20 protein-coding genes are annotated in these 15,699 nt (G+C 62.3%); 10 read left to right on the forward strand and 10 right to left on the reverse strand.

Going from position 1 to position 15,699, the window contains the following annotated elements; genetic code table 11:
• Nucleotides 1–87: 87 nt before the first annotated feature.
• The 4 genes from rpoN to lptC all read right to left on the reverse strand — a co-directional run bounded on the left by rpoN (nucleotide 88) and on the right by lptC (nucleotide 3,862).
• On the reverse strand, nucleotides 88–1,611 hold the full coding sequence (gene rpoN / locus ACFWXH_RS24895) for an RNA polymerase factor sigma-54 (RefSeq protein WP_379124005.1): 1,524 nt from the start codon (nucleotides 1,609–1,611) through the stop codon (nucleotides 88–90).
• 145 nt (nucleotides 1,612–1,756) lie between these two features.
• The gene (gene lptB, locus ACFWXH_RS24900) at nucleotides 1,757–2,551 is read right to left on the reverse strand and encodes an LPS export ABC transporter ATP-binding protein (protein ID WP_054309696.1); all 795 of its coding nucleotides are present in this window, start codon (nucleotides 2,549–2,551) and stop codon (nucleotides 1,757–1,759) included.
• Between the two features lie 11 nt (nucleotides 2,552–2,562).
• A complete protein-coding gene (locus tag ACFWXH_RS24905; protein ID WP_152979764.1) occupies nucleotides 2,563–3,153 on the reverse strand; it encodes an LptA/OstA family protein in 591 nt (196 codons plus the stop codon).
• Complete coding sequence (gene lptC / locus ACFWXH_RS24910) at nucleotides 3,140–3,862, reverse strand: LPS export ABC transporter periplasmic protein LptC (protein ID WP_054309694.1); 723 nt, start codon at nucleotides 3,860–3,862, stop codon at nucleotides 3,140–3,142. Before lptC ends, ACFWXH_RS24905 begins: the two co-directional genes overlap by 14 nt.
• Before the next feature lie 346 nt (nucleotides 3,863–4,208).
• On the opposite strand from lptC, the gene sppA reads away from it, so the two are divergent.
• The 5 genes from sppA (at nucleotide 4,209) to ACFWXH_RS24935 (ending at nucleotide 7,348) form a co-directional block, all read left to right on the forward strand.
• On the forward strand, nucleotides 4,209–5,159 hold the full coding sequence (gene sppA / locus ACFWXH_RS24915; protein ID WP_054309693.1) for a signal peptide peptidase SppA: 951 nt from the start codon (nucleotides 4,209–4,211) through the stop codon (nucleotides 5,157–5,159).
• Nucleotides 5,160–5,240: 81 nt separating this feature from the next.
• Nucleotides 5,241–5,525, forward strand: a complete 285-nt coding sequence (locus tag ACFWXH_RS24920; protein WP_054309692.1) for an integration host factor subunit beta — start codon at nucleotides 5,241–5,243, stop codon at nucleotides 5,523–5,525.
• A gap of 57 nt (nucleotides 5,526–5,582) precedes the next feature.
• Nucleotides 5,583–5,915 carry a DUF1049 domain-containing protein gene (locus tag ACFWXH_RS24925; protein ID WP_379124006.1) on the forward strand — a complete coding sequence of 111 codons (333 nt, stop codon included), beginning with the start codon at nucleotides 5,583–5,585 and terminating at the stop codon, nucleotides 5,913–5,915.
• Between the two features lie 126 nt (nucleotides 5,916–6,041).
• Nucleotides 6,042–7,007: an ornithine cyclodeaminase family protein gene (locus ACFWXH_RS24930; RefSeq protein WP_379124007.1), complete on the forward strand. Its 966-nt coding sequence runs from the start codon at nucleotides 6,042–6,044 to the stop codon at nucleotides 7,005–7,007.
• Between the two features lie 95 nt (nucleotides 7,008–7,102).
• A complete protein-coding gene (locus tag ACFWXH_RS24935) occupies nucleotides 7,103–7,348 on the forward strand; it encodes a DUF982 domain-containing protein (RefSeq protein ID WP_054309690.1) in 246 nt (81 codons plus the stop codon).
• Nucleotides 7,349–7,368: 20 nt separating this feature from the next.
• Here ACFWXH_RS24935 and ACFWXH_RS24940 read toward each other — a convergent pair whose 3' ends face one another.
• The 3 genes from ACFWXH_RS24940 to ACFWXH_RS24950 all read right to left on the reverse strand — a co-directional run bounded on the left by ACFWXH_RS24940 (nucleotide 7,369) and on the right by ACFWXH_RS24950 (nucleotide 8,951).
• Entirely contained in the window at nucleotides 7,369–7,812 is a 444-nt protein-coding gene (locus tag ACFWXH_RS24940; RefSeq protein WP_379124008.1) for an EVE domain-containing protein, read from the reverse strand.
• Nucleotides 7,809–8,195 carry a VOC family protein gene (locus ACFWXH_RS24945; RefSeq protein ID WP_379124009.1) on the reverse strand — a complete coding sequence of 129 codons (387 nt, stop codon included), beginning with the start codon at nucleotides 8,193–8,195 and terminating at the stop codon, nucleotides 7,809–7,811. Before ACFWXH_RS24945 ends, ACFWXH_RS24940 begins: the two co-directional genes overlap by 4 nt.
• A gap of 66 nt (nucleotides 8,196–8,261) precedes the next feature.
• Nucleotides 8,262–8,951 (reverse strand): helix-turn-helix transcriptional regulator, encoded by a 690-nt coding sequence (locus ACFWXH_RS24950; protein WP_379124010.1) that lies wholly within the window; start codon nucleotides 8,949–8,951, stop codon nucleotides 8,262–8,264.
• A gap of 362 nt (nucleotides 8,952–9,313) precedes the next feature.
• Between ACFWXH_RS24950 and ACFWXH_RS24955 the strand changes: the two genes are divergently transcribed.
• From ACFWXH_RS24955 to ACFWXH_RS24970, 4 genes are all read left to right on the forward strand, one after another.
• Nucleotides 9,314–10,231 (forward strand): RsmD family RNA methyltransferase, encoded by a 918-nt coding sequence (locus ACFWXH_RS24955; RefSeq protein WP_379124407.1) that lies wholly within the window; start codon nucleotides 9,314–9,316, stop codon nucleotides 10,229–10,231.
• Between the two features lie 58 nt (nucleotides 10,232–10,289).
• A complete protein-coding gene (locus ACFWXH_RS24960; protein ID WP_379124011.1) occupies nucleotides 10,290–11,141 on the forward strand; it encodes a TrmH family RNA methyltransferase in 852 nt (283 codons plus the stop codon).
• Nucleotides 11,138–11,611: a signal peptidase II gene (gene lspA, locus ACFWXH_RS24965; protein ID WP_379124408.1), complete on the forward strand. Its 474-nt coding sequence runs from the start codon at nucleotides 11,138–11,140 to the stop codon at nucleotides 11,609–11,611. The genes ACFWXH_RS24960 and lspA overlap by 4 nt, the downstream gene beginning before the upstream one ends.
• A 156-nt stretch (nucleotides 11,612–11,767) precedes the next feature.
• Nucleotides 11,768–12,757 (forward strand): MDR family oxidoreductase, encoded by a 990-nt coding sequence (locus tag ACFWXH_RS24970; RefSeq protein WP_379124012.1) that lies wholly within the window; start codon nucleotides 11,768–11,770, stop codon nucleotides 12,755–12,757.
• A gap of 40 nt (nucleotides 12,758–12,797) precedes the next feature.
• On the opposite strand, the gene ACFWXH_RS24975 is transcribed toward ACFWXH_RS24970, so the two are convergent.
• Entirely contained in the window at nucleotides 12,798–13,673 is an 876-nt protein-coding gene (locus ACFWXH_RS24975; protein ID WP_379124013.1) for an NmrA/HSCARG family protein, read from the reverse strand.
• A gap of 89 nt (nucleotides 13,674–13,762) precedes the next feature.
• Here ACFWXH_RS24975 and ACFWXH_RS24980 point away from each other — a divergent pair, with 89 nt between their 5' ends.
• The gene (locus tag ACFWXH_RS24980) at nucleotides 13,763–14,170 is read left to right on the forward strand and encodes a winged helix-turn-helix transcriptional regulator (RefSeq protein WP_379124409.1); all 408 of its coding nucleotides are present in this window, start codon (nucleotides 13,763–13,765) and stop codon (nucleotides 14,168–14,170) included.
• Between the two features lie 15 nt (nucleotides 14,171–14,185).
• Here the strand turns inward: ACFWXH_RS24980 and ACFWXH_RS24985 are convergent, their stop codons facing one another.
• Nucleotides 14,186–14,665 carry an NIPSNAP family protein gene (locus tag ACFWXH_RS24985; RefSeq protein ID WP_379124014.1) on the reverse strand — a complete coding sequence of 160 codons (480 nt, stop codon included), beginning with the start codon at nucleotides 14,663–14,665 and terminating at the stop codon, nucleotides 14,186–14,188.
• An 84-nt stretch (nucleotides 14,666–14,749) separates the two neighbouring features.
• The gene (locus ACFWXH_RS24990; RefSeq protein ID WP_379124015.1) at nucleotides 14,750–15,658 is read right to left on the reverse strand and encodes a LysR substrate-binding domain-containing protein; all 909 of its coding nucleotides are present in this window, start codon (nucleotides 15,656–15,658) and stop codon (nucleotides 14,750–14,752) included.
• Between the last annotated feature and the right edge of the window lie 41 nt (nucleotides 15,659–15,699).

A 15,699-nucleotide genomic window follows, 5' to 3' on the forward strand; every position in this document is an offset into this window, starting at 1 on the left:
GCCGCAGCCCGTCTCATGCGGGCGGGCTTCTAGCCAACTCCCCGGCGCTTGTCAACGAAACGAAAAACTGTGGAAATCCGCGGCTTCTCAACGCCCGGCGCCAGCCAGCGCACGCTTTTCGCGCCGTCGCTGCACCGAGGACGGAATGTTCATTGCTTCCCGATACTTGGCGACTGTCCGTCGCGCGACGTCAACACCGTCCGCCTTGAGCAGGTCGACGATCGTATCATCGGAGAGCACGTCTTCCGCCTTCTCTTCCTCGATCAGTTGCCGGATGCGGTCCCGCACGGATTCCGAGGAATGTGCGGCCCCGCCATCGGCTGCGGCGATCGATGCGGTGAAGAAATAACGCAGCTCGAACACGCCTCGCGGGGTCAGCATATATTTGTTGGCCGTCACCCGGCTGACGGTGGATTCATGCATGCCGATGGCATCGGCCACCATCTTCAGGTTGAGCGGTCGCAGATGCCGCACGCCATGGACGAGAAAGGCATCCTGCTGACGTACGATCTCGGAAGCCACCTTGAGGATTGTCTTGGCGCGCTGATCCAGACTGCGGGTGAGCCAGTTGGCATTCTGAAGGCACTCGGAGAGGAAATCCTTCTCCGTCTGGTTCCTGGCTTGGCCGAACACCCGGGTGAAATAGACCTGGTCGACCAGGACGCGCGGAAGCGCGTCCGCATTGAGTTCAACCGCCCAGCTGCCGTCGGCGGCCGGCCGCACCTCGACATCAGCCACGATGGCATCGCTGGCACCGCCCGAAAAAGCGAGACCTGGCCGCGGATCCAGTGCCCGGATCTCAGCCAGCATGTCGAGGAGATCTTCTTCGTCAACGCCGCATAGGCGCTTCAGCGTCTGGAAGTCACGCCTGGCCAGAAGCTCCAGATTGGCGACCAACGCCTTCATCGCCGGATCGAAACGGTCACGCGCCACAAGCTGCAACGCAAGGCATTCAGCCAGATCGCGCGCGAACAGGCCTGCTGGCTCGAAGCCACGGCAGGCGTCAAGAACACGTTCGACCGAAAGCGCGTCTGTCCCAAGACGTTCGGCGACCTCGCCCAGCTCGGCATGCAGATAGCCGGCATCGTCCAACCCGTCCGCCAGTTCAGCCGCGATCAGCCGGTCGCCGGCATCAAGGAAGGCAAAGGCGATTTGCTCGCCGACATGGTCGCGCAGCGTGACGGCGGCTGCCGCCATGTCCTCCATGTCGAAACCTTCGGAAGCGCCGGAACCGCTACCCGGCGCCGACTTCCATTGCTGCGAGAGGTCGGGGCCGACACGTTCGCTGACGCCCGGATCATCCGGAAAGAGGTTTTCGAGCGATGAATCGAGCTTTTCCGAGATGGCCTCGGAGCTCCAGGCTGTTTCCGCCTCGAACCATTCGTCGGCGTCCGCTGGCTTCCGCTCGTTTTCTTTCTGCTGTGCCGGCTCTGTCGCCGCATCCGGCTGCGGGTCGGCCCGCTCCAACAAGGGGTTGCGCTCGATCTCTTCATCGATGAAGCGCTCGAGTTCGATATGGGTGAGCTGCAACAGTCGGATCGACTGCATCAGCTGCGGCGTCATCACCAGCGACTGCGATTGTCTCAGCTGTAATTTGGCCGCAAGCGCCATGTTCCGGGTGCGAAATCCTTATTCGGCGAAGCCGTTGACTGCCATCCTATCAAATGGCCCGGCTTTTGCTTGTCAAGGGAACCAGGCACGGCGCGCGTCCACTCGAGCGCACAAAAGGACGCGGACACATGCGGCAACGCCGAAATCAAAGCGTGAAGGCTTCCCCGAGATAGAGCCGCCGCACGTCCGGATTGGCAACGATCTCTTCCGCGCGGCCGTGGGTCAGAACTTCGCCAGCGTGGATGATATAGGCACGGTCGATCAGACCCAGCGTCTCGCGCACATTGTGGTCGGTGATCAAGACGCCAATGCCGCGGGCCGTCAAATGGCGGACAAGCTGCTGGATATCGGCCACCGCGATCGGGTCGATGCCTGCGAAGGGTTCGTCGAGCAGCATGTAAGCCGGACGGGTGGCCAGGGCGCGCGCGATTTCGAGACGCCGCCGCTCACCACCCGACAAGGCCATGGAAGGCGCCTTGCGCAGATGGGTGATGTGGAACTCCTCCAGCAACGCGTCGAGCTCACGCTCGCGCGTCTTGCGGCTCTTTTCCACCACTTCCAGAACGGCGCGGATATTCTGTTCGACGTTGAGGCCACGGAAGATCGAGGCTTCCTGCGGCAGATAGCCGATGCCGAGCCGCGCGCGGCGGTACATCGGCATCGAGGTCACATCGAAACCGTCGATCTCGATCGTGCCCTCGTCGACCGGAACCAGCCCCGTCACCATATAGAAGCAGGTGGTCTTGCCGGCGCCATTGGGGCCAAGCAGGCCTACGGCCTCGCCGGCGCGCACGCCGAGTGAAACACCGTTGACCACCCGCCGGCCTTTGTAGCTCTTGGACAGGCCGCGGGCCATCAGCGTGCCTTTGAGCTTGACCTTCTCGCCACCGACAATGGCAGGCGCGGCCGGCTTGGCGTCGGTTTGTTTCAGCAACTGCATCGCGCTTCCGGTCAGGGTTTCTTGGTCGAATCCGGATTGATCTGCATCATGACGCGGCCGGAGCCGCCTTTGCTGCAGCCGTCGACATTGGCGAGGCCGGATTTCATCTGCACGGTCAGCTTGCAGCCGGTGAGCACATTGTCGCCTTGGCTCAACACCACCTTGGAGCCGGTCAGGACCAGAACCTGGCTCTTCATGTCGAAGGTGCCGCGCTCGCCGGTGGCAATCTGGTCGTCGGACTTGAGATAGACGGTACCGTCTACCTCCAGATGATCGATGTTTGTGGATCCGCCGAGCGCAGGACCGGCCATGGCCGCACTCTTGGAGCCATCCTTGCCGGCAGCCTTGTCCTTCAGATAGTACACCTTGAGGATGCCGGCCTTCAGCAGGGTCGGGCCTTGCACCACACTGACATTGCCCGTGAAGATGGCAAGGTTCTCTTCCTGCCTGACTTCCAGCTTGTCGCTCTCGATCTGGATCGGCTTGTCGCCGGAGAGCTTCAGGCCGGACATGTTGGTTTGAGTCGACTGGGCGAAAGCCGGCACGGCCGCAGCTGCCAGAAATGCCGCAGCAGCAAGCCACTTCATGTTATTCGGCCGCATTCGGCTCTCCGCTCTTGTCGCTGGCCGTCTTCAGCACGCCAGGCTCCAGGTTGACTCGCACCCGCTTTTCGAAAACCAGCACCTTGCCGCTGTCTTCCACCGACATGGAGTCGGACTGGATATGCGAGCCGCGCGTGACGATGTCGACCGGGTCGTTCGTCTTCATATTGCCTTTCGCCATATCAAGGAAGGCCGATTTCATCTTCACCACCATTCCACTCGTGGTGGTCATGGTGATGTCCTTGGCCAACTCCAGCGTGTTGGCATCGCGGTTGTAGACACCCTTGGCGGCTCCGACCACCGCCGACGTATCCTTGTCGAGCGGCAGCTTGGCGTCGATGCCTTCCAATCCGATGATGCTTTCCTTGGCGACGTCCTGGATCGCCCTCAGCGCCTTCATCGAATAGGGCAGGTTTTGCTTGGTGAAACCCTCGAGCTTGGGATTGGCCATGACCAGCTTGCCGTTGGAGAAGGCGCTGCCGTCGGCCTGCACCGGAGCCACCGGAGGGGTTTTCAGATAGGAATAGACAGGGAAGGCGATCGCGATGATGCCCGCCACGATCGGCAAGGCCAGTTTGAGGACACGGACACGGCGCGAATGCCGCTGGGCGCTGTCGAAGGCGACCGCGCGTTCGGACGGGATCTCGCCGCGTTTCGGCGCGACAACAATATCGTCCTTACCCTCCGGGTCGGTCGTTCGTGCCAACATGTAAACCTTCTGGTCCTTTTGCCTGCCGAACCCGCGCTTTATTTGGTGCGGGTTCGCGCCCAAGCAAGCGCATGCGAAGAAAAAACGCAAAAATATGACATATCCCTGAAGCGCCGAAAAATCGCCAGGGCTCTATCAAGATTAGCATGACGCCTTTTTCGCCGCCATGCCTGCATTTCGACTATCAGTCGGCCTTTTATTGCCGGATCGCTCATAATGAGTTGCCCCGGGCTACCGGGATGCTTGCGGCGACGATGCCGCACGGCGCGCAGGCCCGAAAGCGGTAGCCCTGAATTGGCGGTTGCATTAAAAGCATCTGCTTGCGTGCCCCGAAATTGAGGCTGACATGACCCTGAGAGCCGACGACCTGATCGACCGCCGCCGCCTGCGGCGCAAGCTGACCTTCTGGCGCATCGCCGCCATCGCCGTGCTGCTGATCGGACTGGCCGCGCTGTCTGCCTGGTATTATCGCGGCGGCGAAGGCACCGGCATCGATCATATCGCCAAGATCAAGATCGAAGGCACCATCACCCAGGACGACGAATTGATCCGCCGTATCGAGGCGGTGCGCAAGGCGCCACACGTCAAGGGCGTGATTCTGCTCGTCAACTCACCGGGTGGCACCACCGTCGGCGGCGAAACCATCTACGACGCCGTACGCAAGCTTGCCGCCGAGAAGCCGGTCGTGACCGAGGTCGGCACGCTGGCCGCCTCCGCCGGTTACATGATCGCCAGCGCTTCGGACTATATCGTCGCGCACCAGACCTCGATCGTCGGCTCGATCGGCGTGCTGATCCAGTATCCCGATGTGACCGGTTTGATGGACAAGATCGGTGTCAAGCTCGAGGAAGTGAAATCCTCGCCGCTCAAGGCATCGCCCTCGCCGTTCGCACCGACCACCGAGGAAGCACGCGCCATGGTGCGCAAGCTGATCATGGATAGCTACGACTGGTTCGTCGACATCGTCGCCGAGCGGCGCAAGCTGCCGCGACCGCAGGCGCTGGCGCTCGCCGACGGCTCGATCTTCACCGGCCGCCAGGCCGTCACCAACAAGCTGATCGACGCATTGGGCGGCGAACAGGAGGCCGTGAAATGGCTCGGCACCAAGGGCGTCGACGAAAAACTCAAGGTCGTGGAGTGGAAGAGTACCGAACGCAGCAGCTTCTTCCTTCCCAATGCGATGGTGCGCCAGCTCGGCCGCGCGCTTGGCCTGCCGGTGGAGAGCGAGCAGGTGCTGCGCGAGATCGGTGCCGACCGCTTGTTCCTTGACGGTCTCGTTTCGGTCTGGCACCCTTGATCTGGCGTGGGGCATAAGTCAAAAAGCGAATAAAATCATCCGCATAAAATTGGCCGCCGCGCCTTTACGGGGACCGTCCGCATGATCAAGTCCGAACTCGTCCAAATCATCGCCACCCGCAACCCGCATCTGTTCCTGCGCGATGTCGAAAACATCGTCGGCGCGGTCTTCGACGAAATCACCGACGCGCTCGCCGACGGCAACCGCGTCGAGCTTCGCGGCTTCGGGGCTTTCTCGGTCAAGAACCGGCCCGCCCGCACCGGCCGCAACCCGCGCACCGGCGAGTCGGTCGAGGTCGAAGAAAAATGGGTGCCGTTCTTCAAGACCGGCAAGGAATTGCGCGAAAGGCTGAACGGCGAGAAATAAGCCGCCATGCCGGCCTCCAGTCGGATGGCCGCAACCAGCCTTCCGACCGGAGACGCCATGTTCAACCGCTTCGCCGTCATCGTCATCTTCGTTCCGCTGGCCATCGTGCTGATTGCGCTGGCGGTAGCGAACCGCGAACTGGTCGCCTTCACGCTTGACCCGTTCAATCCCGGCAATCCGGCCTTGACGCTCACTTTGCCCCTGTTCGTCATGCTGTTTCTGGCGTTGGCCGTAGGCATCCTCGTTGGTTCTTTCGCTACATGGATGCGGCAGGGCCGCTACCGCAAGCTCGCGCGCCAGCGCGGCGTCGAGGCTGAGAACCTGCGCCAGGCGATCGCGCGCACGCCGTCCGGCGGCCAGGGACCGACCCTGCCCAAGCCGACCACCTGACCGGCGCTTCATTGGAGCGCCGCGCGTCCATTTGGACAGACGCCTTAACGCTTTGAACCTACGCATCGTGCTTTCCGAAAATCGGTTCCGATTTTCGGGGCTCTGCATTGAACGGGAGACCAATCCATGCTGACCATTTCGGCCGCCGAGGTCGATCGTGCGCTGACCTTTTCCGGCCTGGTCGAGACGCTGCGCATCGCTTTCCACGACGGTGCCGTACAGCCGGTACGCCACCACCATACGGTGGAACGGCCCGATGGCGCCGCATCCACGCTGCTTTTGATGCCGGCCTGGACCGATCTCAATGCTGCCGGCACGTCCAAAGATGGGCACATCGGCGTCAAGATCGTTACCGTCTCACCCGACAACAATGCCATCGCCAAACCTGCCGTGATGGGACTCTACTTGCTTCTCGACGGCAAGACCGGCGAACCGGAGGCGTTGATCGACGGCCAGCGCTTGACGCAATGGCGCACCGCCTGCGCTTCGGCGCTCGCCGCCACTTATCTCGCGCGTGAGGACGCCTCGCGGTTGCTGGTGATCGGTGCCGGCGCGCTTTCGCCATTCCTGGTCAAGGCGCATTCCGCGGTACGGCCGATCACGTCGATCCGCATCTGGAACCGCACGCTGGCCAACGCCGAAAAAGTCGCTGCGGCTCTCCGTGCGGAAGGTTTCCCGGCAGAAGCGACTGCGGATCTCGATGCCGAACTGGCCGAAGCCGACATCGTTTCCTCCGCCACCATTTCCAACGAACCTCTGGTCAAGGGCGCACGCGTCAAGCCAGGTGCCCATATCGACCTGGTCGGCGGTTTCACACCGACCATGCGCGAGGCCGACGATGCGGCCATTACCCGCGCGCGCGTCTACGTCGACACCCGTGCCGGCGCCACCAAGGAAGCCGGCGACATCGTCCAGCCGCTTGCCTCCGGCGTGCTCAGGCCCGATGCCATCGTCGCGGATCTGCACGAGCTGGCACGAGGCCAGAAGAAGGGGCGCGAAGGGGCGCAGGACATCACGCTGTTCAAGTCGGTCGGCGCAGCACTCGAGGATCTGGCCGCCGGCATCGCCGTCTACAAAGCCTTGAAATCCTGACCCGCGATCACGCTTCGGTTATCGCTTCCGTTTTCGGGAAACCGGACGTTGAGCTGCGCGTTTGTTGCCCGCAGCAACAGCCAAGGACCGAAGCCATGAACGAAGGCTGGTTTTCGAAAGTCGTGCCGGTAGCCACCGGCATTCTGGGCGACATTCGTCATATTTCCAACGCAAGACAAGCGATCGACCTGCTCACCAACCACTGGCCGGATGCCGGCACGCGCAAACATCTCGATGCCAAGCGTGCCTCCCAGGCCGTCATCAACGGCAGCGCTTCGGGTGACAGCGCAAGGGAGGCGTTCATCGAGGCCGCCCGCGAGGCGCGTATCCTGGTCGAGTGACCCGCTCGGTTGGCGTCCGCTCATTCGATACTCCGATCGTTGGTCGCCGAAACTCCCATCGTCCCGGCGATCAGCTGAAAATCATGTTCGCTGAGCTCGACCAACCCGAACCGCAGCTGATAGCCCCAATTGGACTTTCCAGCAGTCAGTTCCAGCCTGTCGAGCAGCGGCATGATCGGCGTCTCGTGAGACCATTCCCAGGCCACATCGCGCCGGAACGGCTGGAAGCCGTCAGCCATGACGCCTTGGTAGGGTTCACCGTCACGCAACCGGCCGATGGCGGTGAAAGAGCGCAGGCCGTCCTTTTCACCGAGTACCGTGCTCGGGGAATAATAAACGACCCCGTCCCCCGGCTTGATGCGACGCAGGGGGGCGGCCTTGCCATGGTTCACCTGCATGAAACCCTCGGCTCGGCCACGCCTGACATGCGCGGCTGAGGCCACGGCAAGCCAGTATCGCGTCATGATTGGGTGCCTTCCACATCATTCGCGCAGTAGACGCGGAGCCTATGCTTGTCGGGATCAAGCGCGACGAAGGTTCGACCGAAATCCAGATCGGTCGGCGTCTGCAGGATGGAGAGGCCACGGTCCGCCCAATCGGCATGCGTTGCATCGACGGCATCGGGCTTTTCGAGCTGGAAGACGATCTCGAATCCTCCGCCCGTGGCAGCGACGGCGGGCTTGGCCGTATGTCGCGACCAGAGGCCGAACTTGAAGCCATTGTCCAGCACGAACAGCACGAAGGTCGGCGAGGATTCGACCGGCTCGCGGTCGAAAAGCGCCTGATAGAAAGCGCCGCTCACCTGCGGCTGGTCGACATAGAGGATAACGAAGTTCGGACTTTGCATGGTTGCTCTCCGTGTTGCGATGGAGAGACCGTAGCTGAAGCCACTGTCAGATTCTGGCAGCAGCGATCACCGCTGCGCTACGTCTTCCAGCGTGGCACGCCACTGTTTGAGCAAAGCCTGCCGTCGCCGCGGATAGCGCAGTCCGGTGGCATCCAGCGTTGCGATGCGATCGGTGCGGAAATGCCGAAAATCCTGCCGCATCTCGCACCAGGCCACCATCACCCGCACCTTGTCGAAAAAGCTGAGCGCAAAGGGCCACACGATCCGCTTGCTGCCGGCACCGCCGGCATCGCTGTAGGTGATGGCAAGTTTCTGTTCGTCGCGGATTGCCTGGCGCACGGCGGCCAGGTCGATACCTTCGCTGGCTCCCATACGCGGACCGACAAGCAGTGTTGATGCATCGAGATCGTTGCGCAGGTCGTCCGGCAGCACGGCAGCGATCTTGGCAAGCGCATCGGCAGCCGCTTTGGACAGCCGGCTGTCGGGCTGCTTGACCACCCAGCGCGAACCGAGCACGATCGCCTCGATCTCCTCATCGGTAAACATCAGCGGCGGCAGCATGAAGCCGGGCTTCAGCACGTAACCCAGCCCTGCCTCGCCCTCGATTGGCGCGCCTTGCCCCTGCAGCGTGGCGATGTCCCGGTAGAGCGTGCGGATCGAAACGCCGAGTTCGCCCGCCAAGGTGCGGCCGCTGACCGGCAGGCGATGGCGACGCAAGGTCTGGACGAGATCGAGCAGGCGTTCGGAGCGCGACATGGGATGCTTATACCGCTTGCGCTGCTCCGGTACCCTTGAATTTGTCGGCGCCGCCGTTTCACTCGCGCTGAAAGTTGCGCGGTTGCAGCCCCTATGCCAAAAGCAGCGCGAAACGCGGAGCGTCCTTCTTGAAATTCACGCGCGACAAACGCCGGGACAAATCGAGCCGCCGAGACGGCAGCGCGCAGTCGCCGCGCGCGCAGGATGGACGCCGCGACAAGCGTCCCGAGCGCAAGGCCGAGCATCGCCAGGAGAACAAGCAGGCGTCCCGGCCGGAGCCAAGAGCCGAGCGCCAGGAGAACCGGGCTTCGCGGCCGGTCGAAGCCAGCCCCGAAGCCAAAAGCGAAACCGCGCAGCGCGTACTGACGCGCCGCGAAGGCGCCTTGCCGGCTGAAAAGCTGCCGTTGATCCTCGAAGTCGCGCCCAATGCCGACTATGCGCTGCTCGACAGCGGCAACGGTCAGAAGTTGGAACAGTACGGCCCGTACCGCATCGTGCGTCCGGAAGGCCAGGCGATCTGGCAGCCGGCACTGCCTGCCAAGGATTGGGACCGCGTTGACGCCGTCTTCACCGGCGACACCGACGAGGAAGGCATGGGCCGCTGGCGTTTCCCACGCCAGCCGCTTGGCGAAACCTGGCCGATGAAACATGACGGCATCGACTATCTTGGCCGCTTCACGTCTTTCCGCCATGTCGGCGTCTTTCCCGAGCAGGCCTCTCACTGGGACCATATGGCTGGCCTGATCGAGAGAACCAGACGCCCGGTCAAGGTTCTGAACCTGTTCGGCTACACCGGCCTCGCCTCACTGGTGGCGGCGCGCGCCGGCGCCGAGGTCACCCATGTCGATGCCTCGAAGAAAGCCATCGGCTGGGCGCGCGAGAACCAGGAGATGGCCGGCCTCGGCAACAAGCCGATCCGCTGGATCGTCGAGGATGCAATGAAGTTCGCCGAGCGCGAGGAGCGCCGTGGCAGCCGCTACGACATCATCCTGTTCGACCCACCGGCCTACGGTCGCGGACCGAAGGGGGAAGTCTGGCAGCTGTTCGAAAACCTGCCGGCGCTCACCGACATCTGCCGCGCTATCCTCACACCGAAGCCGTTGGCTGTGGTCTTGACCGCCTACTCGATCCGCTCCTCCTTCTTCGCCACCCATGCCCTGATGCGCGATACCTTTGCCGGCATGGGCGGACGCGTGGAATCGGGCGAACTGATCATCCGCGAACAGTCGGCTGGACGGGCGCTGTCCACCTCCCTCTTCTCGCGTTGGGTCTCGGCATGATCCCGAAAAATGGAAGCCGGTTTTCGGGCAAGATCATGCGGAAACAAAAGAGTCCGAAATGACGGAATATGAGAACCGCCGCGCGGTGGGACAGGTCAAGGAAGTCACCAGCCTGGCCAACCCCCTGGTGAAAGACATCAAGGCGCTGGCGCTGAAGAAATTCCGCGACAGCCAGAATGCCTTCATGGCCGAAGGCCTGAAGCTGATCATCGACGCGCTCGACCTCGGCTGGCAGATCAGGACCTTGGTTTTCGCCAAGGCCGGGCGCGGCAACCCGGTCGTCGAAAAGGTCGCGGCCCGCACTGTGGCCGCTGGCGGCACGGTGCTCGAAGTCTCCGAAAAAGTGCTGTCCGCCATCACCCGCCGCGACAATCCCCAGATGGTGGTCGGCGTTTTTTCGCAGAAATACATGGCGCTGAAAGACGTCCGTCCGAAGAATGGCGACGTCTGGGTGGCGCTCGACCGCGTGCGCGATCCCGGCAACCTTGGCACCGTGCTGCGCACCGTCGACGCCGTCGGCGCCAAGGGTGTCATCCTGATCGGAGACACCACCGATCCGTTCTCGCTGGAAACCGTGCGGGCCACCATGGGTTCGGTCTTTGCCGTACCTGTCGCCAGGGCAACGCCGGATACTTTCCTGTCCTGGCGCAAGAACTTTCCGGGCCTCGTGGTTGGGACGCATCTCAAAGGCGCAGTCGACTATCGCTCGGTCGATTTTTCGAACCGTCCGGTGCTGCTCCTGATGGGCAACGAGCAGCAGGGCCTGCCGGACGATCTCGCGAACAGTTGCGATAGACTGCTGCGCATCCCGCAAGCCGGGCGCGCGGACTCGCTGAACCTTGCGGTCGCCACCGGCGTTATGCTGTTTGAAATCCGTCGCGGCGCGCTCACGCTGGAGGACCGACCCTGAAATCGCTGACGCCTTATGCCCTGTTGACCATCGTCGCCATCGCACTCGACCAATGGATCAAGCAGTGGGTCGAAACCGGCCTGCCCTTTCAGGAGAAGATCGATCTCCTGCCCTTTCTGGCGCTCTTCCGCACCTACAACACCGGCATCGCCTTCTCGATGTTCTCGTCGTTGAGCGACACCGGTCTGATCGCCGTGGCCGCTGTGGTGGTTGTCTTCGTGCTCTATCTGGCGCTGAAAACCCCGCCCAACCAGGTGCTCGCCCGCATCGGCTTCGCGCTCATCGTCGGCGGCGCGCTCGGCAATGTCATCGACCGTACCGTCTACGGACATGTCATCGACTATATCCTGTTCCACACGCCGGTCTGGTCCTTCGCCATATTCAACCTGGCCGATGTCTTCATTTCGGTAGGTGCTGCCGCAGTCGTGCTCGACGAATTCCTTTCCTGGCGGCGGCAACCGCGACCTTAGAGCAATCCCAGCAAAAGTGCGCAGCCGGAGTTGCGCAAAAACAAAGAGTTAGAGCGTTTCCGCGGTTCCACGAAGAGCGGAAACGCTCCGGGACGATTGACCACGTTTGTTTTCGAACTAGCCTGACCTTCTCATCCAAAGATCGAGGAACAGCCTGTGCCGGATACCTTCAAAGCCATTCTCGTCTCGCGCGACGAGGACAAGAAGCAGTCGGTCGCGGTTACCGAGCTGAGCGAAGCCGATCTGATGGAAGGCGACGTCACTGTCGCGGTCGAAGCCACGACGGTGAACTACAAGGACGGGCTGGCAATCACCGGCAAGGCGCCCGTGGTGCGCCGCTGGCCGCTGGTGCCCGGCATCGATTTTGCCGGTACGGTACTTTCCTCCGATCACGCCGACTGGCGCAAGGGCGATCGCGTCATCCTGAACGGCTGGGGCGTCGGCGAAACCCACTACGGCGCTTATGCAGAACGAGCCCGCGTCAAGGGCGACTGGCTGGTGCCGCTGCCGGAAGGCATCACCGCGCACGATGCCATGGCCGTCGGCACCGCAGGTTACACCGCGATGCTGTCGGTGATGGCGCTGGAACGCCACGGCATCGTGCCGCAGCGCGGCCCGCTGATCGTGACGGGAGCGGCCGGCGGCGTGGGCTCCGTCGCGGTCGCGATCCTGTCAAAGCTCGGCTACCATGTCATTGCCTCGACGGGGCGCTCGTCCGAAGAAGCCTATCTGCGCGATCTCGGCGCCGCCGAGATCATCGCCCGCGACGAACTGACGGGTCCGGCCAAGCCACTCGCCAGGGAACGCTGGGCCGGCGGTGTCGACGCCGTCGGTTCCACCACACTGGCCAACGTGCTGTCGATGACCGCCTATGGCGGCGCTGTCGCTGCCTGCGGCCTGGCCGGCGGCATGGACCTGCCTTCTTCGGTGGCCCCCTTCATCCTGCGCGGTGTCTCGCTGCTCGGCATCGATTCCGTGATGGCGCCAAAGGAGGTGCGGCTCGAAGCCTGGCGGCGCATCGGTCGCGACCTCGATCTGGCAAAACTCAAGGCGCTTTCCACCACGATCGGTTTCGACGACATCGTTGCTGCCGCCACCGACATCGTCGACGGCAAGATCCGTGGGCGAGTGGTCGTCGACATGTAGCTCCTCGATTGCCGGGCCGGTTGGCGGCTTAACCTGCCGCCTATCCGAGGGTCTCCTCAAAAGCCTCGCGTCCGCTCCCGGAAAGCCAGGACCGGAACGAGCGAATTTCTGGATTGATCGCACGCATGGCATTCAGGTCGACGTGGTCGGCCAGTGGCCCGGCGTCCAGGCTCGCGGCCATATGCCCGAGATCGGGATTGGCCGCGAGAACCTCTTCGGGGAAGCGTGCATAGGTGATCGGACGGCCGGCAGCTTGCGTAAGGATGGCCTCCAGCTCACTGCCGGTAACGGTATCCCCCGCGATCTTCAGCGTCTTGCCGCCGAACCGCGTCTTGTCGGCAAAGACCGCGGCCACGAATTTGCCGATGTCGTCCACGGCGATGAGCTGCATTGACTGATCCGGGCGGAGGAAGAAGGTGAAGCGCCCCTCCTCCAGCCCGAACCCGGGTCTCACGAGCATCTCCATGAAGATCATGGGCCTGACGATGGTTGCAGCAATGGGCAGGCTGCGGACATGCGCCTCTATGCGCGGTTTGGCGTCGAAACGCGCCACACCTGTCAGCGTCTCCCCCGCGCTGGCGCCCGAGGAATAGACAAGATGGGCAATGCCGCTCTCTGCGGCAAGGTCCGCGATAGCGATCCCGGCGCGCACCTCTTCTTGCTGAGCCAGATTGCCCGGCAGGACGCTGAAGACGCCGTATACGTCCTTCATCGCGGCGCGGATCGCCTCGATATCCTCGAACGAACCCTGCACGAGTTCGACACCGGCATCGCGAAGCGCGATCGACCCTGGTGCCGCAATGTCCCGCACCAGAGCACGAACGGGCCACCGCGCCTGCAGCAGAGCCCGGGCAACCGATCCTCCCTGCCGGCCTGTGGCGCCGAACACCAGGACTGGAAGTTTGCCATTCGTCATCCGGGAACCCTCGTGCTGAACGAGGGTACCCATATATACTGTTGGAACGCCGCTGGAAGACGGCACATTTTCCAGCCCAGGGCACAAGGATGATACGCTTGGACAAACCGCTCCATGGCAGGCCTGATGAGATTGTGGGCCGCCGCTTCAAACCGTACCCATCGAACGGGGTCTGCACGCGGCTCGGCGACAAATGGACCGTCCAGGTCCTGTGGCGCCTCTCTGTCGCACACGGAAAACGGCTTCGTTTTTCAGCGCTCAAAAGCGAGATCGACGGAATTACGCAGCGCATGCTGACGCTTACGCTGCGCAATCTGGAACGGGACGGCCTCGTGGCGCGCCACTACTTTCCCGAAGTGCCGCCACGCGTCGAATATGAACTGACCGAGATGGGCGCAGGCATTTTGTCGGCGCTCGAAGGTCTCAACTTCTGGATCCAGGACAACTTACCTCGTATTGAGGAAAACCGGCGCGCTTACGACGATGCCGGGCAATGAGATGGCGGGCCGTCGTCAGATCACCTCGGAGTAGTCCGTCGGACGCAGCACGCGTTCGGTTATCTGGCCGACCATGCTGCCGGATTCGGTCGCGGTTCTTTCCTTGATCTCGGACCATTCGCTGTCCGCCATGAACCTCGCCCAAGCGTCGGTCATCGTCTGCTCGTCCGGCCAGCGAAGCAGATAGACAAACTCGGTTCGTCCTTGTGGCTGCGTCTCCCACAACGCGATGAAGTCGAAGCCGTATTTTTTCATGATGCGGATGGCGTGGTCGCGGAAGCGGGCATGGAACGCTGCCTTGTTCGCTTCGAATATCTCGTAGATGCGCAATTGGTGGATCACTCGGATGTCTCCTTTCTGCTTCTCAGCCAGGGCCGGAGAGATCGCGGGCCATGCCGCGACAAGCATACCCGTCAGAATCTCACGGCGGGTGGCCGATAATCGGCACCTGGAACCTCTGTTGGCCCGATCACAGTGCTGGGATTCCTCGCCCATGGCTCACTCCATCCTGGCTTCATGAACAGGATGGATGATTGGTTTCCGCAGGTAAAATATATTGTATATGACTATTTGATATCTCTAGGATATCAAACTGCTCGTTGTTCGGACAATGTCGAGGAATTTGTCCCGTGCGGGCGTTGGCCTGGATGCATCCCAGGCTGCAAGGACGTCCAGGAACGAGGCGTCTCCTGTCCCCTCCACGACGATCTGGCGAAAGACGATGCCGTCGCGTAGCCCTTGCCTGACGGAAGCGGGCACAAGGGCAATGCCGAGCCCACCCGCGACCAATCCCGTGATCGTTTCGATCTGCCGGGCTTCCTGTACGATGCGGGGAGAAAATCCTGCTGCGTTACAAAGCGCGATCATCTGATCGTAGAATCCCATCCCTTCAGAGCGAGGGGTTGCGATAAAGTCGTCTTCCGCCAGAGCCGCGAGAGGAACCCGCTGCTTGGCAGCCTGGGCATGCCCTTCCGGCAAAGCAACCACGATTCCTTCGCGGGCGATGCGCTCGAAAACCAGCTCCGGGACTGCGACGCCTGGCCGTCGCATCAAACCGATGTCGGCCAAGCCCGCTTTCAACGCGGCGATCTGTTCGTTGGTCGTTGCCTCCCGTAGCGTCAATTCGACATCGGGCAGACGGGACCGAAAAGCCTGGACCACCCTGGGAAGAAAATTGAAATGCAGCGTGCCAACGAACACTATTTTCAAGCTGCCGCTTGTTCCTGACGCGACCCGCCTCGCCTGCTCGACACCCGTTTCGAGTGCCCCGAGAACATTGCGCGCCGTCTCCAGAAACGAGACACCCGCAAGCGTCAAAGCCACATTGCGGTTGTTCCGTACGAACAATGGCGCGCCTATCTCGGCCTCCAGGCGCCGGATAGCCTGACTGAGAGGAGGCTGGGCCATATGCAGCCGCTCCGCCGCACGGTGGAAATGTAATTCTTCGGCGACAGCAACGAACTGACGAAGCAAACGAATCTCGATCATCAGGCCGACGTTACAACGATTGTACGAGACCTACATGTCCC

The sequence above is a fragment of the Mesorhizobium sp. NPDC059054 genome (assembly GCF_042739215.1).
In the GTDB taxonomy this organism is placed as follows: Bacteria; Pseudomonadota; Alphaproteobacteria; order Rhizobiales; family Rhizobiaceae; genus Mesorhizobium.